General features: G+C 40.5%; 14 protein-coding genes. 12 read left to right on the forward strand and 2 right to left on the reverse strand.

Annotated elements, in window-relative coordinates:
- Positions 1-129 precede the first annotated feature (129 nt).
- Together M2448_RS04215 and M2448_RS04220 are read right to left on the reverse strand one after the other, a co-directional pair.
- Complete coding sequence (locus M2448_RS04215; RefSeq protein WP_280646598.1) at positions 130-1,356, reverse strand: DUF4861 family protein; 1,227 nt, start codon at positions 1,354-1,356, stop codon at positions 130-132.
- A gap of 140 nt (positions 1,357-1,496) precedes the next feature.
- The gene (locus M2448_RS04220; RefSeq protein WP_280646599.1) at positions 1,497-5,939 is read right to left on the reverse strand and encodes a two-component regulator propeller domain-containing protein; all 4,443 of its coding nucleotides are present in this window, start codon (positions 5,937-5,939) and stop codon (positions 1,497-1,499) included.
- 355 nt (positions 5,940-6,294) lie between these two features.
- On the opposite strand from M2448_RS04220, the gene M2448_RS04225 reads away from it, so the two are divergent.
- The 12 genes from M2448_RS04225 to kduI all read left to right on the forward strand — a co-directional run bounded on the left by M2448_RS04225 (position 6,295) and on the right by kduI (position 24,269).
- The gene (locus tag M2448_RS04225; RefSeq protein ID WP_280646600.1) at positions 6,295-9,495 is read left to right on the forward strand and encodes a TonB-dependent receptor; all 3,201 of its coding nucleotides are present in this window, start codon (positions 6,295-6,297) and stop codon (positions 9,493-9,495) included.
- A 19-nt stretch (positions 9,496-9,514) separates the two neighbouring features.
- Positions 9,515-11,305: a RagB/SusD family nutrient uptake outer membrane protein gene (locus M2448_RS04230; RefSeq protein ID WP_280646601.1), complete on the forward strand. Its 1,791-nt coding sequence runs from the start codon at positions 9,515-9,517 to the stop codon at positions 11,303-11,305.
- A 19-nt stretch (positions 11,306-11,324) separates the two neighbouring features.
- A complete protein-coding gene (locus tag M2448_RS04235; protein ID WP_280646602.1) occupies positions 11,325-12,872 on the forward strand; it encodes a DUF4957 domain-containing protein in 1,548 nt (515 codons plus the stop codon).
- Between the two features lie 204 nt (positions 12,873-13,076).
- Complete coding sequence (locus tag M2448_RS04240) at positions 13,077-14,696, forward strand: glycoside hydrolase family 28 protein (protein WP_280646780.1); 1,620 nt, start codon at positions 13,077-13,079, stop codon at positions 14,694-14,696.
- Between the two features lie 18 nt (positions 14,697-14,714).
- Positions 14,715-15,881 carry a glycoside hydrolase family 88 protein gene (locus tag M2448_RS04245; RefSeq protein ID WP_280646603.1) on the forward strand — a complete coding sequence of 389 codons (1,167 nt, stop codon included), beginning with the start codon at positions 14,715-14,717 and terminating at the stop codon, positions 15,879-15,881.
- Between the two features lie 3 nt (positions 15,882-15,884).
- Positions 15,885-17,264, forward strand: a complete 1,380-nt coding sequence (locus tag M2448_RS04250) for a pectate lyase (protein ID WP_280646604.1) — start codon at positions 15,885-15,887, stop codon at positions 17,262-17,264.
- 5 nt (positions 17,265-17,269) lie between these two features.
- Positions 17,270-18,223, forward strand: a complete 954-nt coding sequence (locus M2448_RS04255) for a pectinesterase family protein (protein ID WP_280646605.1) — start codon at positions 17,270-17,272, stop codon at positions 18,221-18,223.
- 9 nt (positions 18,224-18,232) lie between these two features.
- Entirely contained in the window at positions 18,233-19,024 is a 792-nt protein-coding gene (locus M2448_RS04260; protein ID WP_280646606.1) for a rhamnogalacturonan acetylesterase, read from the forward strand.
- Complete coding sequence (locus M2448_RS04265) at positions 19,021-20,646, forward strand: glycoside hydrolase 43 family protein (RefSeq protein WP_280646607.1); 1,626 nt, start codon at positions 19,021-19,023, stop codon at positions 20,644-20,646. The genes M2448_RS04260 and M2448_RS04265 overlap by 4 nt, the downstream gene beginning before the upstream one ends.
- A 109-nt stretch (positions 20,647-20,755) precedes the next feature.
- Positions 20,756-21,754: an alpha/beta hydrolase gene (locus M2448_RS04270; RefSeq protein ID WP_280646608.1), complete on the forward strand. Its 999-nt coding sequence runs from the start codon at positions 20,756-20,758 to the stop codon at positions 21,752-21,754.
- Positions 21,755-21,993: 239 nt separating this feature from the next.
- A complete protein-coding gene (gene uxaC / locus M2448_RS04275) occupies positions 21,994-23,400 on the forward strand; it encodes a glucuronate isomerase (protein ID WP_280646609.1) in 1,407 nt (468 codons plus the stop codon).
- A gap of 26 nt (positions 23,401-23,426) precedes the next feature.
- Positions 23,427-24,269, forward strand: a complete 843-nt coding sequence (gene kduI / locus M2448_RS04280; protein ID WP_280646610.1) for a 5-dehydro-4-deoxy-D-glucuronate isomerase — start codon at positions 23,427-23,429, stop codon at positions 24,267-24,269.
- The last annotated feature ends 24 nt before the right edge of the window (positions 24,270-24,293 follow it).

Genomic DNA, 24,293 nt, shown 5'->3' on the forward strand with positions numbered 1-24,293 from the left:
TCTACAAAGGCACGAAGGAAGTTACCTTCTCCGAATTGAAGGATTTTTACTGGTAAGTTTTTCTTTTCTACTGTCGATTTATTCAGTTGTTTCATGTGTGTAAATTTTATGGTATATATTTATTTTACTTTACTTTCTGATTTTGTATGTAACAGGGTTGTTCAGCCTGTTCATTACTTCGTCTATGCACTGCATAAGGTCTTCTTTTGTCTTTACAGACTCTTTGTCCATCTCCCATGTCGGCATGAAGTAATATTCGGCATAGCCATTTTGGGGAGTAAGTACCAGTACATGGTTCAGCTCGTCTTCAGTGATTTCTTTTATCTGCTTAGTCGGGGCAAATACCACCAGTCCCTGCATGTCGTTGTTGAGGCTTTGTTTGCCGAAAGTAGCAATGTACGACCATTTGCTGTTTTTGTCATTGCCCACGATCAGCTCTGTATCTTTGTTTTTTATGATTCCTGTTGCAATATTAGCTACCGAATTGCTGCTTACATGCAGTTCCATGTGCGATGCCCTGCTTCCGGCGTCAATGGATATAAGAGCGGTCAGGTCGCATTTTATATAGTTTGCTTCCCATCCGTAGTAAATGGTTTTCACCTGTGATCGTATTTTGCCGTCTGCCGGAATATAACAGGTCATACTGTCCTTTTTTTCTACTCTTACTGCTTTTTGTCCGTCCCATATAGCTATAGAACCAATACCCAGCGCTTTGCCTACTTTCAGGTTGTCCATACCCCAGTCGGCCATTTTGTGGTAGTTGTCGAATCCATCTACACCTACGGCAGGAAGTACAATATCGGATGTCTTTTTGCCGAATACGTCTATCGCATTACGATTGTCCAGATAGAAGCGGAAGGCTACCTTGTCGCTTTCCCATCCCGGACCTTCATACTTAATGTAATACGAGTGATCGCGGAATGTACCGGGCAGTGTTATGTAATTGGGTTTTACCCACGAAAATCCCCCCTCGTATTTATGCCCTTCAAATTTTCCGCCTATCTTGTGCGAAAGTTCTGCATAAGTACGTTTCGGGTATGCATCGGCTATTCCTTTTCTCACAGAAACAGTGATTTCTTTGCCTGCATCTATTTTGTCGATGGGAAGTATTGCTTTTTGTTTACCATTGATGTCTGTTATAACTTCTATCGGCACAATATTGCCGTTTACAACAGCCTCGTAGTTTCCATAAGAAAGATGTAATTCCCCGACAGGTATTTCAAGTGTATAGTCCAGAATTGCCTGTTTCGAATTGTTCTTTACAAGAAGTGTTTGCGCACACACCGTTGTGTTTAAAAAAACGAATGAGAGGACAAAAGTCAATAATAAAATCTTGTTTTTTACAATATTCTTCATTGGTTCTTAAGGTTATTAAGAGTTTAAAAGCCAGAGGGGAAAAAGTTTATCTCCGCAATTTTGAAACAAATATAAGATATATAATTTATTATATAGGGGAGTTTTTGACTTAAACAGTTTAACCCCCCATTCTATTTATATTACTTTGTACTATTTTGCAGATTCTTATACTCGGTAGGAGTCATACCATACACATTTTTAAATAACTGCGTGAAGTATTTCGTGTCCGATATCCCTATCATATAAGACACCTCTTTTATTGTGTATTGTTGTGTGGCTATCAGTGCTGCCGCATGTTTGATCTTAATATCCCTTATAAATTCGATAGGGGCAAAGCCGGTGAGGCTTTTCAACTTTTTGAAGAATACCGTACGGCTCATCGCTACCGAGGCGGCAAGGTCTTCGACAACGAAGTCGCTGTTGTCGATGTTCTTCTCTACTTCTTCCTTTATTTTTGTGATAAAGGCTTCATCCTGAGGGGTAAATTTTAATTCGGTTTCAGCTTCTTTTACCGTTTCGGTTTCAACAATTGGTTTGTCTTCAACTTGCTTACCAGTAGAATAAGATTCGTACAGTCGTTTGCGCTGGCGGATTATGTTGTCGATACGTGCTTTCAGGTATTTTACACTGAATGGTTTTGTAATATAGTCGTCCGCTCCGTAATCGAGTCCATGCAACTTACTGTCCATGTCGGTTTTAGCAGTAAGCAGTATAAATGGAATATGGCTGGTCTCGGTGTTGGATCTTATCTTTTGCAACAATTCCACCCCGTCTACTTCAGGCATCATAATGTCGCTGACAATGAAATCGGGTATATTCTTTGTCGCTACCTCGTATCCAACTTGTCCGTTCTCGGCATCCAGTACATTATAGTGTGGTTCGAGGATGGTGCTGATAAACCTTCTTAGGTCGGTATCATCTTCTACAACAAGGATGGTTTCTTTCGGGTTATGTTTTTCTTTATCGCTTTCCACTGGTTCTACAGCAAGGTTTTCATCCTGCAGGATGGTATCTTCCTGTACCTTTATAGGTTCAGTATCTTTTTCCGTATCGGCATAAGTGAAAGCCGCATTTTCGTCATTCTTAAAGTGGTCTATACCTGTAGGGAATAATACGGTGAATGACGAACCTTCGTTCACTTCACTTTCTACCTGTAGCTTAGCATGATGCTTGTCTGCCACTTCTTTCACAATGGATAGCCCGATTCCGGTACTCGGCTTGCTTTTATCTTTATTGAAGGACGCAAAACGGGTAAAGAGCTTGTTTAGTACATCTTTGCTCATACCTCTTCCTTCGTCTTTTACCTGTATGGCTATATTTTTATCTTTTGGATTGCTGGTGACAAATACTTCGATCGTTTTCTCTACCGAAGTGTATTTAAAGGCATTGGATAACAGGTTGAATACCAGTTTTTCCACATTATCCCTGTCTACCCATATTTTTTCACCATCCGAATTGTCATGAAATTTCAGATTTATGTTCTGGTATTCAGCTGTTTTAGAGAAGTTGTTGCAAATGTCGGCTACATATTCACCTATAGCAGTCTCCTGTATATTGAGCTTTTGTTTCTGTATCTTTCTGAAATCCAGTATCTGATTCACCATCCGTTGCATTCTGTTGGTGTTTTTCAATACCAGTTGCAACTGCGATTTTATATCTGTTGGTGTACTATCGTTCTCTATAATGTTTTCTACAGGGGAAACAATCATAGTAAGCGGTGTACGTATTTCGTGCGAAATGTCAGTAAAGAAGCGGGTTTTCATTTCCGTCTGTTCGTGTTCCAGTTTCACCTTGTCTCTTAGGCGATAGAAGACGAACAGGGTTCGCAGGATTGCATACAATATGCCTGCAATAAGGACAACATACAGCAGGTATGCCCAGCCTGTTTGCCAGAACGACGGAGTGATTTCGATGCCCAGAGTATGCTCGTTATCCATCCAGATGCCATCACTATTGGTTGATTTCACCCTGAATGTGTATTTGCCCGGCAACAGATTGTTGTAGTTGGCAATGCGCTGTTCTTTGGTTATTATCCAGTCATCGTCGAATCCATCCAGCTTGTAAGCGTATAATATTCGCTTAGGCTCTACAAAATCCAGAGCGACAAATTCTATATTGATGAAGTTTTGCTTGTGATTCAGCTTTATATGGTCTACGTCATTGATATTCCGTTCCAGAGGAGAATCGCCGCCAATCGGCACATCTTTATTGGCTATCTGTAGCTTTGATAGTGCTACATACGGTTTGAAAATATTCCGGTTGATATTTTCGGGGTCGATGGAGAGCACACCTTTAGAGTATCCGAAATAAACGATTCCTGTTTTGGAAGTCAAGCGGGAGCCTTCCGAGAAGTTTTGTCCTTCTATCAGCCTGTTAATTTCACTATATGTCTCAAACGATTTTTTCTCCGGATCAAACTTCGTGAGATTTCCTTCCGATGCAATCCACAGTTTGCCTTTATTGTCTTCTGTCAGCATCAGAATGACATCTGAAGGCAATCCGTCTCTGGTTGTGTACGAAGAGAACTTAGTAGGGAATCCGTTGTTGTCTACAGTCTCTATTTTGTTTATTCCTCCGCCGAAGGTTGCCAGATAAGTGTCGCCGCTTTTTGTAGTGCAAATATCATACACATCATTTTCGCTCAGGCTTTCATTATCGCCCGGGGTGCGGGTGTAAAATTTATAGTCTATTTGACCGGCATCAGTAAATTCTGACGAAAAAATAATGAGTCCGAGCGTGGTTCCAATACAAATGTTGCCATATTTGTCCGATTGCATTGTTCTTATTTGAGAGCCAAACTGGGTTGGATAATTCTTTAGATTATTACGATCGTTGAAAAACCTGTTCGTTTTTTCATCCAGTAGGTTTAGTCCTCCTCCGTATGTTCCTACCCATATTCTGTTTTTACTGTCTTCCAGAATAGCATATACGCTGTTACTGCTCAGGCTATACACATTATTGGGAGAATTTCTATAGTGCTCTGTACGGTATGAATTTCCGGAAGGTATCAGTTTGTAAACACCTTCACCTTTCGTTCCTAACCAGATGTTGCCTTTGCTGTCTTCTGTGATGCAATATGTTATGCCCTCTATCGGAGTTCCATACTCGATTTTCCCATTGCTACACAAATATCCTTTTTGTGCAAGATTCTGGTCATAAATAAATACCTTACCGCCTTTTGTCGATACCCATAGATTCCCTTTGCTGTCTTCGAATACACTGCGGATATCGTTATTTATCGTAGAATGGATATTCGGGTCGACAACAATGGATTTGAATACATCATTATTGAAAATCACTTTGTCTAAACCATGCGAACGGGTACTCAGCCATAGGTTTCCCTGTTTGTCGGAAAATGCGGTGTGCATAACATTTGAGAATCGCCAGTCGGGAGAAGACGGCTCGTTGAAAAATGGCATCAATACATCATTTTCGGGATTGTACCAACCAAAACCACCCCCTCTTGGATGTACCCATAGACGATTAGCATTGTCCTCGAATATGAAAAAATTGGATGGGAATACGTTTGAAACGGAGCTTTCGGTCTTCATTGTAAAGTGTTTCAATTCCTCCGTTTCAGGATTGAATTTTGCTATACCCGGATAATCTACTTCGAACCATATATTTTTCGATTTATCGAGGTAGGTAGATAGTATGCGGTCGGAATGCATGGCGGACAAATTCTTTTTGTTGTATTTGTTCAAAACTTTCTCTCTCCGGTTGTAAATAAAGAACCCGTCTTCGCGGGTAGAGATGACAATCTGATTATTGTCTATGTTTCCTATAAATCTTATTTCAGATTTCGATTCAGTCTGCAATAAGTCTGTTTGTCCACTTTGTTTATCGTAAATCCAAATACGGCCGTTTCCTGCTCCAAACCAGATTTTGTCGTCCAGTTCGAGAACGGAATAAAAATCCTGAACGGGGGAAGATTCTATATAAGCTTTTTCAGTAAAATAACTATTGAATTTTTTCCCGTCAACACTAACCGAATATAATCCGTTGTTGGTCAATATCCATGAATTTCCGTTCTGGTCTTCGTATATGTTATTTACCTTGTTGCCATTTATTTTTTTATTCTCAATATTGTATAGCTCTATATTGAAAGCCGAATCAGTGACACACACACATCCCATATTGTCAGACAATAGCCATACCTTTCCTGAAGCGGTAGTGATGATTTTTGTAGAAATGAAAGTAAGATCTTCATGCCCTTTCAGAGATCTGATACCCATAAACTCTTCTGTACGGGGGTCAAATCGGTGTGGCTCCCTGTCGTAAGGAAGTGTCCATATAAAGCCGTATTTGTCTTCAGTAATAAGATCGATACGGTTACTTCTCATATGATATTTATCCCCCTGTTGTATCCGGTAGGTATAAAAATTATATCCATCGAAACGACACAGCCCATTCCATGTCGAAAACCACATAAATCCACGTTTATCCTGAAGAATACTCATGATAGTATGCTGTGGAAGACCATCATCCGGCCCATAATGCTCAAAGAAACATCGTTGCTGACCGAAAGAAAGTATTGTAATGGAAAATATGAAGAATAAACAAAAAATACGATTCGGATTCATGGTGAAATTCGGGTTTGATACAAAGATAATGAGTTTTGCAGAAAAATTGCAAATATTGACATAAAGTCAATTTATCCCCCCGTAAAAATCACTTTACCTACCTCCGGATTCGAAAATCATGCATACATTGCACTCAAATCTGACAGTATATAATACCATGAAAATAGAATTGTTATTTGACGATTATATAATGTCTCATTATGATAAAATAATACCAATGAAACGATCCTTGAGTTTAATCCGTAATGATTTTTTGTAAACACACGATCTTCGGATACCACTTCATTACTTTTTAGATAATTACTAAAACTATTAAATAAATTAAACTAACTGTAAATAATAAATCTAACGAACTATGCAAAAGGCAATTAAAAGAATTTTGTCTCTTATGTGTATCTCACTGTTCTTGTTGGGCGGGCAAGTGTACGCTCAGCAGAGAGATGTGACAGGTACAGTGACGGACTCGCAGGGTGAGCCCCTGATAGGTGTTACGGTTTCGGTAAAAGGTACAACAAAAGGTACAATGACCGATATAGACGGTAAATACTCGCTATCGGTTCCTGCCGGTTCCCAAACTTTAGTAGCGTCATACGTAGGTATGAAGCAGAACGAAAAACAAGTAACAGCAAATGTTATCGACTTCGTAATGGAAGACCTTAGTTCCGAGCTGGAAGAAGTGGTCGTTATCGGTTACGGTACAGTAAAAAGAAAAGACCTGACAGGGTCTGTGTCATCAGTTAAAGGAGATGCCATCCAGGCAGTTCCTGTATCTAATGTCGCGGAAGCAATAACAGGTAAGCTTGCAGGGGTACAGGTAACTACTACAGAAGGTTCCCCGGATGCTGAAATGATGATTCGTGTACGTGGAGGGGGATCCATTACTCAAAGTAATGCTCCTCTATATATTGTTGACGGTTTCCCTGTAGAATCAATTAATGACATTGCATCGACCGATATCGAGTCGATCGATGTATTGAAGGATGCCTCTTCTACTGCTATTTACGGATCACGTGGAGCAAATGGGGTAATCATTGTTACTACAAAAAGCGGGAAAGAAGGTAAGCTGAATGTTGCATATAACGCCTTTGTCAGTTGGAAAAAGATAGCAAAAAAGCTAGATACTCTTTCTCCTTATGATTATGCTACATGGCAATATGAGCGTGCAATGCTTGATGATGGTAAACCGGAGAAATACACTCAGTTTTTTGGTAATTACCAAGATATAGATATGTATAAAGAAATAGAAGGTAATGATTGGCAAGAGCAGATATTCGGACGTACAGGATTCACATTCAATCATAGCCTTAGCCTTACCGGAGGAGGAGATAAAATAAAATACTCTTTCAACTACAGCCACGTAAATGATAAAGCGATTATGATGTTGTCCGGATTTAAACGTGACAACTTGACTTTGAAAGTAAATAGTAAACCATTTAAGAATCTGTCATTAGATTTCTCTGCACGCTATTCCGAAACTGAAACCAGAGGAGGTGGAGCGAATGAGAAAAATGAAAAGTCATCGGCAGACTCTCGTTTGAAGAATGCGATGATTTATCCTCCATTCCCTATTTCTGGTCTGACTGATGAAGGGAATACAGATGCTGAATTTAATTTGCAGAATCCTCGTTTGGCTGTTTATGATAATGACCGCTTTCAGGAACGCAAAGTATATAATCTGAATGGTAGTGTTACATGGGAAGCAATTAGTAATCTCTATTTGAAAGCAGAAGTAGGTCTTGATGACTATCGTAACAATGATGACCGCTTTTATGGAGCAAGTACTTATTATGCAAAAGATAAGGGAAGCGGTTATCCAGCACTTATATCACAAAGAACATCGCGTCAGACATTCCGTAGTACCAATACGGCTAATTACGATTTCAAAACATTGCTACCGGAAAGTCATAATCTGACCATGTTGCTGGGACAAGAGTATATCATAACAAAGCGCGAAATGTTAGAAAATATAAGTCATGGTTTCCCTGCCTCATTCTCTTTCACAGATGCACTAAAACTGACTTCTCAAGGGAATGCGATATCAATTAACAACAACCTGTATCCGGATGATATATTGCTGTCTGCTTTTACCCGAATAAACTATGACTATATGAGCAAATATTTAGTAGGTCTTACATTCCGTGCGGATGGATCTTCAAAATTTGCCGAAGGTAACAAATGGGGATATTTTCCTTCTGCAGCAGTTGCATGGCGTATGTCGTCAGAATCGTTTATGGAAAGTACAAAAACATGGCTTGACGATTTGAAACTACGCTTTAGTTATGGTACTGCAGGAAATAATAACATCCCATCAGGGCAAATGGCACAGGTTTATGGTGTTGAGAATACTCAATATATTAATGGATTCCCTTCTTATTGGGCTCCGTTGAAAGACGAGGATGGTAAAGTAACAATGGCTAATCCTGATCTGAAATGGGAGACAACAATCACCCGTAATATGGGATTGGACTTTACTCTTCTGGGAGGTAAACTGAATGGTAGTCTTGAACTTTACCTGAACACAACTAAGGATCTGTTACTTGCATACGAGACAGCTGGTACAGGATACGATTTCCAATATCGCAATATTGGAAAAACGCAAAATAAGGGACTTGAACTTTCTTTGAACTGGGTTGCAATCGATAAAAAAGACTTTGGCTTAAGCTTTGGTGGAAACATAGCTTTCAATAAAAATAAAGTAAAAGATATTGGAGGCATGAACTATATCTCAGGAACATCGGGATGGGCATCAACTGAAATAGGAATGGACTACCGGATCGTTGCAGGTGGATCTATTGGCGAAATCTATGGATACCGCTCGGATGGTAGATATGAGGTTAGTGATTTTACAGGATATGATGGGAATAACTGGGTTTTGGATGAAACGAAAGCTCCTAAAATGTCAGGTGATCTAATGGATCTGGTACGTCCGGGTACAATGAAACTGAAAGATCTTGATGGATCTGGCACGGTTGATGATCTGGACAGAGAAGTAATCGGGGATACAAATCCGTTGCATACAGGAGGTTTTAATATTAATGCTCGTGCTTATGGGTTCGACCTCTCTGCAAACTTCAACTGGAGCTATGGTAATGATGTTTATAATGCAAATAAGATTGAATATACATCTTCCAGTAAATACCACTCCCGTAACATGATTGCAGAAATGGCATCGGGTAAACGTTGGACTAATTTGCGTGCTGATGGTACGATCTCTAATGATCCTACAGAACTGGCAGCCATGAATGCAAATACAACAATGTGGTCGCCATACACAAAAAAATATGTCTTATCGGACTGGGCAATTGAAGATGGGTCTTTCCTTCGCTTGAGTACACTGACTTTAGGCTACACATTGCCACAAGTATTGACCAGAAAAGTGAAAATGCAAAATTGCCGCTTCTATGTTACCGGTTACAATGTATTCTGTCTGACAGGCTATAGCGGATTTGACCCTGAAGTGTCGACCCGTCGTAAAACAGCTCTTACTCCGGGTGTAGATTATTCGGCATATCCTAAAAGCCGTTCTATAGTATTTGGTGTAAACATAAATTTCTAATGTGAAAAAACAAAGTCAAATGAAAAAAATTATATATAAATCATTAGTAGCATTAGCTCTTGTCGGAACAATGGCTTCATGCGATGATATTCTGGATGCACCGGCGAAATCGACAATAGACGAGTCCGTATTATTCTCGACTCCTGCTTTGGCTGAAGGGTCTATTGCCGGAATTATTCAATCATTCTGTGAAACGAACTCATATCGTGGGCGTTATCTGGTTTATTATGGGGTGAATACTGATTGTGAAGTACACAATTCATTAATTAACACTACAGATGATAAATCACGTCTTTCTAACTATAACACCAACGTCTCTAATGGGCAGATGAATACGTCAAATAATGCCTGGTCTTGCTTTTATCAAGGTATAGAGCGTGCAAATCTGGCTATACAGGGAATCCGTACTTACGGTAATGTGGAAAATAGTCCGGAGATGGCACAGATTTTGGGAGAAATTCTTACTCTCAGAGCTGTTGTTTATAGTGACCTGATTAAAGGTTGGGGTGATGTGCCTGCACGTTTCGAGCCTATTACATCAGCAACTGTAGATATGCCAAGAGATGATCGTGATATAATCTATAAGCAATTGTTAGCGGATCTGGAAGAGGCTGCCGAATTATTGGCCTGGCCAAATGAAACAACTGTGACTAAAAAAACAGAACGTGTAAATAAAGCTTTTGCAAAAGGTCTTCGTGCACGTCTGGCTCTTGCAGCAGGTGGATATTCTCAACGCGCAGATGGAACTGTACGCAGAAGTACAGATCCGGACCTGTCTCCGGAAAAAATGCACGCCATTGTTAAAAAAGAATGTATGGACATCATAAATAGTGGAACATGCCAATTATTAGGATTTGAAGAAGTTTTCACAACTTTGGCTAAAGAAACGAGTGCTGCCGGAAAAGAAATGTTATGGGAAATTCCTTTCTCAGATACAAGAGGACGTGTGATTTTCGATCTAGGAGTTAAACATACAACAACAGATAAGTACACAAATCAAGCTAAAGGTGGAACAAACGGGCCTAACCCGATCATGTATTACGAATACGATGTAGACGATGTACGTCGCGATGTTACATGTGTCCCTTATGAATGGACAAACGGAGTTCAGGTGCCAACTAATTTGAACAAATGGTATTTTGGTAAATACCGTTACGAATGGATGACTCGCACAGAATTTTCTCCAAACGATGATGGTCTGAACTGGCCATATATGCGCTATGCAGATGTTGTCCTTATGGCTGCTGAAGCTATCAATGAACTGGAAGGTCCGGCTGCTGCTGCTCCTTATCTGAAAATGATACGCGACCGTGCATTCCCTAATAATCCGGAGAAAGTAACAGCATTTATGAGTACAGCTACGGCCAGTAAGGATGCATTCCTTAATGCTATAGTTGATGAGCGTGCTCTTGAATTTACCGGCGAAATGTTGCGTAAAGGTGACCTTATTCGTTGGAATAAACTTTCTTCAAAGTTGGCTGAAACTAAAACTAAACTTGAGCAACTAGAGAACCGTCAGGGTAAATACGCTGATCTTCCGTCTAAAATATATTATAAAACCGATACAGACGGTGAATCATTGGTAATATATGGTTTGAATCATGGTGATACAGATGCTGAAGGTGCTGCTTTGGGTTATACTTCCGAAAAATCATGGAAACTCGTTAGCAGTGGAGATAAAGTAAATTATTGGGATGCCCTTTATATGCGTAATCCTGATACTCAGCAATTCTGGCCTATTTGGCAAATATTCATTGACAGTAGCGATGGCATACTGACTAATGATGGGTACAACACTCCAAGTAACTAATCTAAAAAACTAGAAAGCGATGAATAATATATTCAAAAAAATTACATATATACTAACCCTTTCCGTAGCATTATTTACTACGGGATGCGGTGACGACATAGATGATGAAATAACCAGTCTCGATACCAGTCGCCTATTTTCACCAACTGAGGTAGAAGCACTCGTTATTAACAGAACTGAAGTTCAGGTTACATGGGATGCAGTTAGTAAAGCCGAATCTTATACTATTGAGGTGTATGACAACGCAAATGAGGACTACTCGGGTACACCTATGAGACAGATAAGTGGAATCAATTTTAATGAACTGCCATATATTATCACTGGCTTTGATGGAGAAACGACATATTCTTTGCGTGTACAGGCAATCTCTGAAGACGTGCCAGAGTCTAAATGGACTAGTACTACATTTAAGACAGCGACGGAGCAGATATTTAGTCCAGTTGATATAGCAAACGATTTGGCTGCAACATGGGTAACACTTCGTTGGATTGCTGGTGAAACTGCTACAGAAATTGTATTTACTCCTGGTGACATAATATATACTGTTACTGCAGCTGATATTGCTGCCGGAGCTGCGACTATTACAGGTCTTACTCCTGAAACTAAATATGAGGCTGTATTGAAAAATGGAACTAAAACACGCGGGACAGCATCATTTGAAACTCCGCTTGATTTAGATGGTGCGATACAAGTATTCCCTGAAGATGATTTGGCTGCACTCATCGTTGCAGCAGCAGGTGGAGAAGTATTCGCTCTTATGCCGGGAACATATGCAATAGGCAAAATAGCTATAACTAAAAATATATCTATAAAAGCAGCTAAACCAGCAGACAAACCGATTGTAAACGCATTGATTTCATTGGAGGATGGTATTTCGTTTGAATTGAAGGATGTCATTCTGGATGGTACAGATGCAGTCGAAACAGGTAAAAAAGCAGATCAGGCTATCCAGTTTAATACAGCTGATGTAAGTTATGGTAATATAAATATAGAAGGTTGTGAGATTAGGAATTATCTGAAAGGACTTCTTTATTTTAATGTAAAAGGAATGGCAGAATCAATAACTATTAATAATTGTGTCATACATGATATTGAATGTAATGGTGGTGACTTATTCGATTGTCGTCTAGGGACAGCTAAGCAGATAAACTTCACAAATAATACTGTATATAATAGTGCTGCGGCTCGTGACGTATTCAGAATTGATAATGATAATTCTTCTGCATTTACCTCTGCTCCTAAATTATTGGTAGACCACAATACCTTTATAGGTGTTGCGAATGACAGTAAAAGACGCATATTATATCTTCGTTGGGTTGGAAATGAAATTACATTTGCCAATAATATTATAGCAAATTCTCCAAACGGTACATTCAAGCATTCCTCTTCTAATATCATAGGTTCAAGTAATAATAACTTCTATGATGCGGATACTATGGCTGGTGCAGATACAGGAAGTCCAACTTCTTTGGATCCGGGCTTTGCAAATCCTGCTGGAGCAGACTTTACAGTTTCTAATCCGACTCTGATTTCGAAAGGGCTAGGTGACCCTCGTTGGATCCCATGATCGAATAAACTCTAAAATAACATACTGTTGCAGGAAATCAGTCCTGCAACAGTATTATAAAAATGCTCAGAACAATTAATTCATAGAAAATTGTAAACTTTCTGATTTTGCTGAAGATATCTATTGTCAGTAAATATAAATCATGTGAAAGTTAAAAAAGAAATACTCAAAATAATGAGAAAACTCACAATAACCCTGTTTTTTATGCTGTCTCTGCTGATACTTTCGTTTCATACCGGATGTGCACAAAAGAGCGAGTATAAATACGATTATTTATATAAAGACTTACCATTCAAGATGGCTGTAGTTCAAAGACCCGTCTTCCCAAACAACCAAGTGTCGATAATAGACTTTGGTGGGGTAGCTGATGGAACTACACTCAATACAGAAGCCTTTGCGAAAGCAATGGATGCCTTGTCCCAAAAAGGTGGGGGTACATTGGTCGTTCCCTCAGGTATATGGTATACAGGGCCGATTGTGTTCAAGTCAAATATCAATCTGCATCTGGAAAAAGGAGCATTAATACTGTTCTCAGCCAATTTCGATTTGTATCCTTTGGTGAATACAGTTTTCGAAGGCTTGGATACACGCCGGTGCCAGTCTCCTATATCAGGGCGTAACCTTGAAAATGTAGCCATTACAGGAGAAGGCTCTATCAATGGCTCGGGTGAAGCATGGCGTCCGTTGAAGAAAGGAAAAGTAACAGACAACCATTGGAAGAAAGTAGTAAACTCCGGTGGAGTAGTAAAAGACAAGAATTACTGGTTCCCTTCGGCAGGTTCGCTGAAAGGACTCGAAATGAGCGACATGAACGTGCCGCCGAAAGGACTGTCCGAAGCCGAGTGGATGGAAGTAAGAGACTTTCTGCGTCCGGTGATGATCAGCTTTATCGAGTGCAAGAATGTATTACTCGAAGGCGTCTTGTTCGAAAACTCACCAAGCTGGAATATTCATCCGCTAATGTGCGAGAATGTAATTATCGATAATATTTATGTGCGTAATCCAGGTTATGCACAAAACGGTGATGGAGTCGATCTCGAATCGTGTGTAAACTCTATTATTGTAAACAGTACATTCGATGTGGGAGACGATGCCATTTGTATCAAATCGGGTAAAGACGAAGATGGTCGCAATCGTAATCGTCCTACCGAAAATGTACTGATCGACAACTGTAAAGTCTTTCAGGGACATGGAGGCTTTGTTGTGGGTAGCGAAATGTCGGGAAGCGTAAGAAATGTATCAGTGTCTAACTGTCAGTTTTTAGGTACAGATGTAGGTCTGAGATTTAAAAGCCGTCGCGGACGCGGTGGTATTGTAGAAAATATCTATATTCGGGATATCAATATGTTCGATATAGCTACCGAATCATTCCTGTTCGACTTATACTATGGCGGTAAGTCTGCTACCGAATCATTAGAAGACGGAGATGTGACTCCGGTAGACGATACCGTTCCGGCAGTAGACGAAACCACTCCGGCATTCCGGAATATTTATGTGAAAAATCTGGTTTCGAGAAATGCGCGTAGGGCAATGTTTTTCAACGGATTACCCGAAATGAAGATTGAGAATATAAATGTAGAGAATGTGACGATCACTTCACATATAGGAGCCGAAGTCGCTGAATCGAAAAATATACACTTCAAGAATATAAAGATCACGCCACAAAACGGACCGGCACTGATATTGAAAAATGTAAGTGATTTTTCCCTTACTGAATTTGAATATCCGGCTTCACTGAAAGAAGTTATAAGTATGAGCGGAGATAATAAGAATATCCAATTACCGCAGACTTTGAGTAAAGAACTTGTACACGCTACAAAATAAAAGAAACACAGAAAGGCTATGAAGATTAAACTATTCATTGTATTATTATCTGTAGCTTCCATATTAGGTATGGAAGCTCAGGTGAAATATTATACACACTTGTCCGATTCGGAAATAAAACGTAATCCCGAACCGTGGATGCTCGATTTTTCAAAAGCACCCAAATGGAATTACTGTCACGGATTAGAATTGCAGGCTATATATCAGGCATGGCAAATGACATTCGATCAGAAATACTACGATTATGTGTATAGCTTTGCCGACCTCATGGTAGAGCAGGATGGACAGGTGAAAACCTACAAGCCTTTAGAATATAACATAGACAGGGTAAATTCGGGTAAATTTCTGTTCCCCATGTATGCTTTAACGAAACAGGAGCGCTTCAGGAAAGCGATCGATCTGATGCGCGACCAGATGCGTACACATCCCCGTACAAAGGATGGAAGTTTCTGGCATAAGAAGATATACCCGCATCAGGTATGGCTCGATGGCCTTTACATGGCAGGGCCTTTCCTTGCCGAATATGCAAAGACATTTAATGAGCCGGCCTTGTTTGACGATGTAGCTGTTCAGATTCTGGATGTACGCAAATACATGTATGATTCCAAGACTGGCTTATACTATCATGGGTGGGACGAAAGTCGTGAACAACGCTGGTCTGATCCGAAGACAGGACTTTCCCCTAATTTCTGGTCGAGAAGTATAGGTTGGTATATGATGGCGATGGTAGATGTCCTAGACTTCATGCCAGTCAATCATCCGCAGAGAGATGAGATAATAAAATTATTTCAGAACCTTTGTTCTACTGTAGAAAAATACAGGGATAAAAAAACAGGTATGTGGTATCAGGTGACTGATCAGGTCGGGCGCGAAGGCAATTATATAGAATCCAGCGCATCGGCAATGTTTATCTACTCGTGGGTAAAAGGTGCGCAAAAAGGATATCTGGATAAAAGTTATCTGAAAAAAGGAGAAAAAGCATACAGCCAGTTTGTAAAACGCTTTATAAAAGATAATGGTGATGGCACAATCTCACTTACCGATGGTTGTGGAGTTGCCGGACTTGGAGGAGAAAAGAATTATCGTGATGGAAGTTACGAATACTATATAAACGAACCGGTAAGGGACAATGACCCCAAAGCAGTAGGACCGTTTATTATGCTCAGCATAATGCTTAATAGATAAAAGATGAAAAAAATTATATTGTTTCTGACCGGAGCCATTTTTAGCATAGTCATATATGCACAGACTCCTGCATTTCCCGGAGCCGAAGGCGGAGGTATGTACACTACCGGAGGACGTGGAGGGAAAGTCTATTATGTAAATTCGTTGGAAGATACGATAATGGGCAACAAAAAAACGCAAGAAGGAACACTTCGCTGGTGTCTGAAAAGACCGGGACCTAAAACAATATTGTTTAAAGTTGCAGGAATAATACACCTGAAAGCGCGGCTGAATATTCCGGATAGTACGACAATTGCCGGACAGAGCGCACCGGGTGACGGTATTTGCATAACAAACTATCCTGTAAAAGTAGAAGGAAACAATGTCATTATCCGTTACATCCGTTTCAGAATGGGAGATTTGTCGAAAGTTACAGATGATGCATTATCAGGTAATCGCAACAAAGATATAATTATAGACCACTGCTCTATGAGCTGGAGTACAGACGAATGTGCTTCGTTTTACGATAATGAAAATTTTACCATGCAATGGTGCATTATCTCGGAAAGTCTGAGAGCATCAGTTCACAAAAAAGGCAATCATGGCTATGGAGCTATCTGGGGCGGAAAGAAAGCCTCGTATCATCACAATCTGCTGGCTCACCACGACAGTCGCAACCCACGTATGTGTGGTAGCCGATATAGCAACCAGCCCGAATTGGAACTTGTCGATTTCAGAAACAATGTAATATATAATTGGGGAAGTAATAGCGGATACGCAGGAGAAGGCGGCAGGTATAATTTTGTCAACAACTACTATAAGCCGACTCCTACTTCTGCCAATCCAAGCAGGATATTTTCGCCGAATGCCGATGATGGGAGCAATAAGCAGCCGAAAGGTGTTTGGGGAACTTTCTATGTGAATGGAAATCATGTACATGGTAATAAGAAAGTCACAAGAAATAATCTGTTAGGGCTTCAACCCAATAATCTTGGATCGAAAAATAAAGCGGATCTGATATCAGATAAGCCTTTCGATGTGCCATGTGTAACAACAGACGATGCTGAAACAGCTTATAAAAAAGTATTGGTAGACGCAGGAGCCAGCTACAGACGTGATAAGACTGACTTGCGCATTGTTGATGAGGTGGAAAAAGGACTTGCGCCAAAACGCGCTTCAGGCAGTGCAGGAACAAAGCCCGGTATGATAGATTCTCAGTACGATGTAGGAGGATGGGATACATATAGCTACGATAGTGAAGATGTCCCTGCCGATTCCAATATTGACGGAATACCAGATGGTTGGTTGGAACAGCATTATTCGGGTAAGTCGGCAAACGATCTGAACGAAGAAGGTTATACCTATCTCGAAGTTTATCTGAATAGCCTGATTGTAAAACAATAATCAATATGAGAAAATATATATCCTTTTGTCTACTGTTGTTATCAGTAGGTCTTTTTGCACAGGATAAGACCGAATATATCGTCGACCGTAACGGAACAGGTGATTTCCGGACAATTCAGGAAGCTATAAACGCAGTGCGTACAGCCGATCCGCGTGGACGAATGACGATACGCATCAAAAATGGTGTTTATAAAGAAAAACTTATAATTCCTCCTCATGTGACCAATATAAGAATGGTAGGAGAGGACAGGGATAAGACCATTATCAACTACGATGACCATGCCAACATAAACAAGATGGGTACATTCAAAACCTATACCTTTCTGTTGAGTGGCAACGATATTACGTTGGAAAATCTTACTATAGAAAATTCGGCTGCCCCGCTTGGGCAGGCCGTAGCCTTACATATAGAGGGTGACAGGGTTATTGTCCGTAACTGCCGTTTGTTAGGTAATCAGGATACCCTGTATGCCGGACGCGACGGAGCCCGCCAATATTTCGAGAATTGCTATATTGAGGGTACTACCGATTTCATATTCGGGCCTTCTACAGCGTGGTTTGAGAAATGTACAATTCATTGCAAACGAAACTCTTATATAACTGCAGCCAATACACCGCAGAATATTAAGTACGGCTATATATTCAACAACTGTGAGGTTACTCTCGGTAAAGATGTAAACGCCATGTATCTGGGACGCCCTTGGAGAGCATATAGTATGACATTGTTTATGAATTCTACCCTGCCTGCGGGAATAAAACCCGAAGGCTGGCACAATTGGAATGATGAAAATAATGAAAAGACTGCCCGCTATATGGAGTATAATAACAAAGGTGCAGGAGCTAACACTGCTGGCAGAGTAAAATGGTCGAAAGTACTGACTGCTGACGAAGCAAAAGTATATACCATAGAAAATGCTTTAAACGGCTGTGATAACTGGAACCCTTTAACTATAAAATAAGCCATTACTATGAGACGATTATTATTAACTATATTATTATGCCTGACGGTATCTAACCTTTCTTCTTTTGCTCAGAAGCGCATATTCATGATAGGAGATTCTACTATGGCGGACAAGGATTTGTTCAAAGATGTAACAGATAGTATTTCCGGTACAACAGAGTCCGTCTCTTTCCCCGAAAAAGGTTGGGGACAGTTATTACCCCTGTTTTTCAATGAAAATATTGTCATCGAAAATCATGCAAAGAATGGCAGAAGTTCAAAATCATTTATAAAAGAAGGGCGTTGGCAAAAAGTAATAGATAATATCGGGGCAGGCGATTATCTTATCATTCAGTTCGGGCACAATGATGCCTCAAAAGATAAAAAAGACCGTTACACTACCCCTGAAGAATATGTTGAATATTTCACCATGTTCGTTCAAAAAGCAAAAGAGATAGGAGCAAAGCCGATTATCTGTACATCTGTAGCAAGACGTAAATTTAATAAAAACGGATTGTTTGAAGATTCTCATGGCGAATACCTCGATTTGGCACGTAATGTCGCTAAAAAGGAGGCAGTGCCGATGATCGATATGTATGAAAAAAGTAAAAAGCTACTTCTCGAAATGGGAGAGGAGAATTCTAAAAGCCTGTTTCTACACTTAAAACCGGGCGATAACAAAAACTTTCCGAATGGGAAAATAGACAATACTCATTTCAACGTAAAAGGAGCTAATGCTATGGCAGAGCTATTTATCGAAGGATTGAAAGAAAAGAATTTAGAGGATTTAACGAAGGAATTTAAAACAATAAGGGAATGACGAGAATATATATATTATTGTTCTTTTTAGCTGCTTTACCGGCTATTTATGCTCAAAACTATATTTCCAAAGTCTGGCAATCAGACTTAGGTAACGGCATGTATAAAAATCCTGTTCTTTATGCCGATTATTCCGATCCTGATGCTTGTCGCGTGGGAGACGATTATTATATGACAGCTTCCAGTTTCAATTGCATACCCGGACTACCTATACTTCACTCTAAAGACTTGGTTAACTGGACTATTGTGGGGCATGCTATAGCCGCCATGCCCGAAAATGCCATGTTTGTGGCTGATGGAGTTAATCATGGAGGAAGTGTATGGGCTCCTGCTATCCGCTATCACAAAGGTGAATTTTATATCTATTACGGAGATCCCGATCTGGGAATCTTTATGACAAAGACGAAAGATCCTGCGGGCGAATGGGAACCTTTGATATTAGTCAAAGAAGGAAAAGGACTAATAGATGCCTGCCCTATTTTCGATGAAGACGGGCAAGTATATCTGGCACATGGTTATGCAGGCAGCCGTGCAGGAATAAAAAGTCTGTTGGCTGTAACCCGCCTTACGCCTGATGGGAAAAAAGCTATTGGAGAATCGAAGATTATATATGATGGTCACGACATTGACCCTACAATAGAAGGCCCTAAGTTTTATAAAAGAAACGGCTATTATTACATCTTTGCTCCGGCCGGAGGTGTTGCCACCGGATGGCAACTGGCTATGCGGGCGAAAGATATATTTGGTCCATACGAGCGCAAGATTGTTATGGCTCAGGGTAAAACTGCTGTTAATGGACCTCATCAGGGAGCATGGGTAGATACTAAAACAGGCGAAGATTGGTTCCTGCATTTTCAGGATGTAGGTGCATTCGGGCGTCTTGTACATCTTCAACCGATGGTTTGGAAAAATGACTGGCCTGTTATTGGAGATGATAAGGATGGTGACGGATGCGGCGATCCTGTATTGACATATAAAAAGCCTAATGTAGGGCAAACATATCCTATCGCTACTCCCGCCGAAAGTGATGAGTTTAATACAAATACACTCGGCCTACAGTGGCAGTGGCATGCCAACCCGCAGTCGTGGTGGTATTTTACTGATCAGGTGAATGGCTTTCTGAGCCTTTATTCTGTACCTGTTACTGATAATTACAAAAGCCTTTGGGATGTGCCTAATCTGCTGTTGCAAAAAACTCCCGCTCCGGATTTTACGGCGACAATGAAGCTGACATTCAAGCCTGATCCCCGTTTCAAGGGAGAACGTACCGGACTTGTAGTAATGGGGCTCGATTACGCATTGCTTTCTTTCGAGAACACCGAAAATGGGTTTACCCTATCTCAGGCAGAGTGCCTGAATGCAGAAAAAGGTGCAACCGAAAAAGTAAATGCTTCAGTACAGTTAAAAGATGCTACAGTATATTTACGTGTTAAAGTTAATCCGGATACTACATGTACATTCAGCTATAGCACCGATGATAAAAAATATACAGTTCTGGGAAATGTATTCCGGGCTAAAGAAGGAAAATGGATCGGAGCCAAGATCGGCACATTCTGCTCACGTCCTTTGAAAGGGAACGATGGCGGACGTGTAGATATAGACTGGTTCAGACTTACGAAATAAGTTTTTTTAGATTAGATTGTTTTTAGATTTTGACTAAGGGTAGGGGTAAGAATTAAAAACTATCCCTGCTCTTAGTCTTTTTTAGGAGACACTTGAAACAACTGGCTTTATGAGATATTTCAAAATATTTTTACTTTTGTTCTTTTTCAGCAGTGGTTTGTATGCTCAACTGGTGACAATAGACGGCATTCCGCGCGATACATCATTCACCCTGCATAGTGCTTATGTAAAAGCCCTGAAGCAATATCCGGATATAAAGAAAGTATTGCCCGCACTACCTGCAAATGTGCAGGCTATTGAAGGAATAATATATTCTGTTCCAGTAGAAAACAGAAACCTCAAACTTAACCTGTACCGCCCCCAAGATGATAATAAATATCCTGTTTTGCTTATGGTACATGGAGGAGGTTGGAGTTCAGGTGATCTGTCTATGCAGATACCAATGGCGCAGCAGATTGCTTCACATGGATATGTAGCTATTCCTGTCGAATATCGTTTGTCTCCCGAAGCTCCCTATCCGGCAGCAGTACTCGATCTGAAAACGGCAATCAGATGGATACGGGCAAATGCAGATGCTTACAAGATAGACACTACTCATATAGCGATATCGGGTTGCTCGGCTGGAGGACAGTTGGCAATGCTTGTGGGAATGACGAATTTTCAACAGGAATATGAGACGTCCGGAGAATATCCTGAGTTTAGGAGTAATGTGCATGCCGTTGTCAATATCGACGGAATCTCGGATTTCTCTACAGATGAGTGGGAGGCGACAAAGGAGTCTTTAGCAAAGAAGAAAATACCTGCTTCTATAAAGTGGCTTGGGGGAACCTATGATGATAAGCGAGAAGCGTGGTTGTCAGCCTCACCTGTACATCACATTACCAAAGATTCGGCTCCTGTGTGTTTTATCAATAGTTCTATCCCACGTTTTCATGGCGGGCGCAACGAGGCAATCGAAATCTTGTCAGGGTACGATATTTATACAGAGGTACATGTGGTCAATGATACTCCACATCCATTCTGGCTTTTCCACCCTTGGTTCGACAGTGCTGTTGCACACACAGTTTCATTTTTAGATAAGATGTTGAAAATGAAAAAAATGGAATGAATTTCAGGTAATTTATTATCTTGTATGTTTTATAACATTTTTTCAATTCTTAACAACGTGGTATTTTGCTGTTAATCAGGTTTTTGTGTATGTGTGTGAAAAATATGTGTGCGCACACATATTGTCGGTTAATTAATTAATAATATATTTGCATAATATTTTGTGTGCGCACACACTTTTGCGGTTACAATATAAAAAAGGATAAATAACAATATTACTACAATATAAAATATACAACCATGAAACAGTTCTTAGACGATAACTTTGTATTACAGAATGAAACAGCTCAACAACTATATCACGAACACGCAAAAAAGCTGCCGATTATAGATTACCACTGTCACCTCGATCCGAAAATGATTGCAGAAGATTACCGTTTCGATAATCTTGGTGAAATCTGGTTGGGTGGCGATCACTACAAATGGCGCGCAATGCGTACCAATGGTGTAGATGAGCGTTTCTGTACAGGAAAAGATACAAGTGATTGGGAGAAATTTGAGAAATGGGCAGAGACTGTACCTTATACGATGCGTAACCCATTGTATCACTGGACTCACCTCGAACTAAAAACTGCTTTCGGTGTAACTAAACTCTTGAAACCCGAAACGGCAAGAGAAATATATGACGAATGTACAGCAAAACTGCGTACTCCTGAGTTTTCGGCTCGCGGGCTGATGAAGCATTACAATGTAGAGGCTGTTTGTACGACAGACGATCCGGTAGATTCACTCGAGTATCACCTGGCTTTGAAGAATGAAGGTTTCTCTGTTAAAGTTCTTCCCACATGGCGTCCCGATAAGGCGATGGCAGTAGAGAATCCCGAAGTGTTCAGAGCTTATGTAGAAAGACTATCGGAAGTGTCAAACGTACCTGTAAGCAACTTCGCAGACCTGATTACAGCTTTGCGTAAGCGTCACGATTTCTTTGCCAGTGTAGGCTGTAAACTGTCCGATCATGGTATCGAAGAATTCTATGCAGAAGACTATACACAGAGCGAGATAGACGCTATATTCAATAAAGTATATGGCGGTAAGGCGCTGACAACAGAAGAAATACTTAAATTCAAGTCGGCAATGTTGGTTGAAGGAGCTATCATGGACTGGGAAAAAGGTTGGACACAGCAATTCCATTATGGAGCTATCCGTAACAACAATACACGTCTGTTCAAGCAATTAGGGCCTGATACAGGTTTCGATTCTATCGGAGACTTTACAGTGGCTAAAGCAATGTCTAAATTCCTGAACAGTCTGGATACTGAAAATAAATTGGCAAAAACAATTATATACAACCTCAATCCACGCGACAATGACCTGATTGCAACAATGATAGGAAACTTCCAGGATGGTTCGGTTGCAGGAAAAATACAGTTCGGTTCGGGCTGGTGGTTCCTCGATCAGAAAACCGGTATGGAAGCACAGATGAACTCATTATCTAATCTTGGACTGTTGAGCCGTTTTGTAGGTATGTTGACCGACTCGCGCAGCTTCTTGTCTTATCCGCGTCACGAGTATTTCCGCCGCATTCTTTGTAACCTTATCGGTACAGATGTTGAGCAAGGTTTGTTGCCTTCATCCGAACTGCCATTCTTAGGTAAGTTGGTAGAAAATGTATCATACTATAATGCAAAGAACTTTTTTAAATTTTAAAGATCAATATTTAATATAAAAAAACAATGAAAACAGTAATCGAAGAACGCTGGGGTACGCACCCCGACGATGTAAAACGCTACGACACATCACAATTAAGAAAAGAGTTTCTGGTAGAAAAACTATTTGAAGCCGACAGTGTATTGATGACTTATACGCACAACGACCGCCTTATCATTGGCGGAGCACTGCCTGTAAAAGAAGCATTGAAACTGGAAACCGTAGACCTTATTCGCTCAGAATATTTCTGCGAACGCAGAGAGGTAGGTATTATCTGTATCGAAGGCGAAGGCGTTGTTACAGTTGACGGAAAAGACTACAACATGGGCTTCAAAGATGCCATCTATGTTGGTCGCGGCAGCAAGGAAGTTGTATTTAAGAGCAATAACGCTTCTGCTCCTGCCAAATATTACTTTGCATCGTCACCGGCTCACAAAGAATATCCTACAGCGCAAATAACAAAAGATATGCGCCGTACGAGAGACTTGGGTACACCGGCTACATCTAACGAACGTTTACTCAATCAACTTATACTTAGCGAGATCGTTCCTTGCTGCCAGTTGCAGATGGGAATGACCGAGTTAAAAGAAGGCAGTGTGTGGAATACTATGCCTCCGCATACACACTCACGCCGTATGGAAGCTTACTTCTATTTCAAAGTGCCTGCACAACAGGCGGTTTGTCACTTTATGGGACAACCACAGGAAACCCGCCATATCTTTATGGGTAACGAGCAGGCGGTTATTTCCCCATCTTGGTCTATTCACTCTGCTGCCGGAACAAGTAACTATACTTTCATTTGGGCGATGTGCGGAGAAAATCTCGATTATGATGATATGGATACTTTTACAGCAGACAAATTGCGCTAATCGTAAACAATCTAAAAAGACGAG

It is taken from the genome of Dysgonomonas sp. PF1-14 (assembly GCF_029892965.1).
Classification (GTDB): domain Bacteria; phylum Bacteroidota; class Bacteroidia; order Bacteroidales; family Dysgonomonadaceae; genus Dysgonomonas.

What these genes read in the sequence shown, in the direction of transcription:
- M2448_RS04215 (WP_280646598.1), bottom strand. Translation starts at nt 1,356, where the DNA reads ATGAAGAATATTGTAAAAAACAAGATTTTATTATTGACTTTTGTCCTC.
- M2448_RS04220 (WP_280646599.1), bottom strand. Translation starts at nt 5,939, where the DNA reads ATGAATCCGAATCGTATTTTTTGTTTATTCTTCATATTTTCCATTACA.
- M2448_RS04225 (WP_280646600.1), top strand. Translation starts at nt 6,295, where the DNA reads ATGCAAAAGGCAATTAAAAGAATTTTGTCTCTTATGTGTATCTCACTG.
- M2448_RS04230 (WP_280646601.1), top strand. Translation starts at nt 9,515, where the DNA reads ATGAAAAAAATTATATATAAATCATTAGTAGCATTAGCTCTTGTCGGA.
- M2448_RS04235 (WP_280646602.1), top strand. Translation starts at nt 11,325, where the DNA reads ATGAATAATATATTCAAAAAAATTACATATATACTAACCCTTTCCGTA.
- M2448_RS04240 (WP_280646780.1), top strand. Translation starts at nt 13,077, where the DNA reads ATGCTGTCTCTGCTGATACTTTCGTTTCATACCGGATGTGCACAAAAG.
- M2448_RS04245 (WP_280646603.1), top strand. Translation starts at nt 14,715, where the DNA reads ATGAAGATTAAACTATTCATTGTATTATTATCTGTAGCTTCCATATTA.
- M2448_RS04250 (WP_280646604.1), top strand. Translation starts at nt 15,885, where the DNA reads ATGAAAAAAATTATATTGTTTCTGACCGGAGCCATTTTTAGCATAGTC.
- M2448_RS04255 (WP_280646605.1), top strand. Translation starts at nt 17,270, where the DNA reads ATGAGAAAATATATATCCTTTTGTCTACTGTTGTTATCAGTAGGTCTT.
- M2448_RS04260 (WP_280646606.1), top strand. Translation starts at nt 18,233, where the DNA reads ATGAGACGATTATTATTAACTATATTATTATGCCTGACGGTATCTAAC.
- M2448_RS04265 (WP_280646607.1), top strand. Translation starts at nt 19,021, where the DNA reads ATGACGAGAATATATATATTATTGTTCTTTTTAGCTGCTTTACCGGCT.
- M2448_RS04270 (WP_280646608.1), top strand. Translation starts at nt 20,756, where the DNA reads ATGAGATATTTCAAAATATTTTTACTTTTGTTCTTTTTCAGCAGTGGT.
- uxaC (WP_280646609.1), top strand. Translation starts at nt 21,994, where the DNA reads ATGAAACAGTTCTTAGACGATAACTTTGTATTACAGAATGAAACAGCT.
- kduI (WP_280646610.1), top strand. Translation starts at nt 23,427, where the DNA reads ATGAAAACAGTAATCGAAGAACGCTGGGGTACGCACCCCGACGATGTA.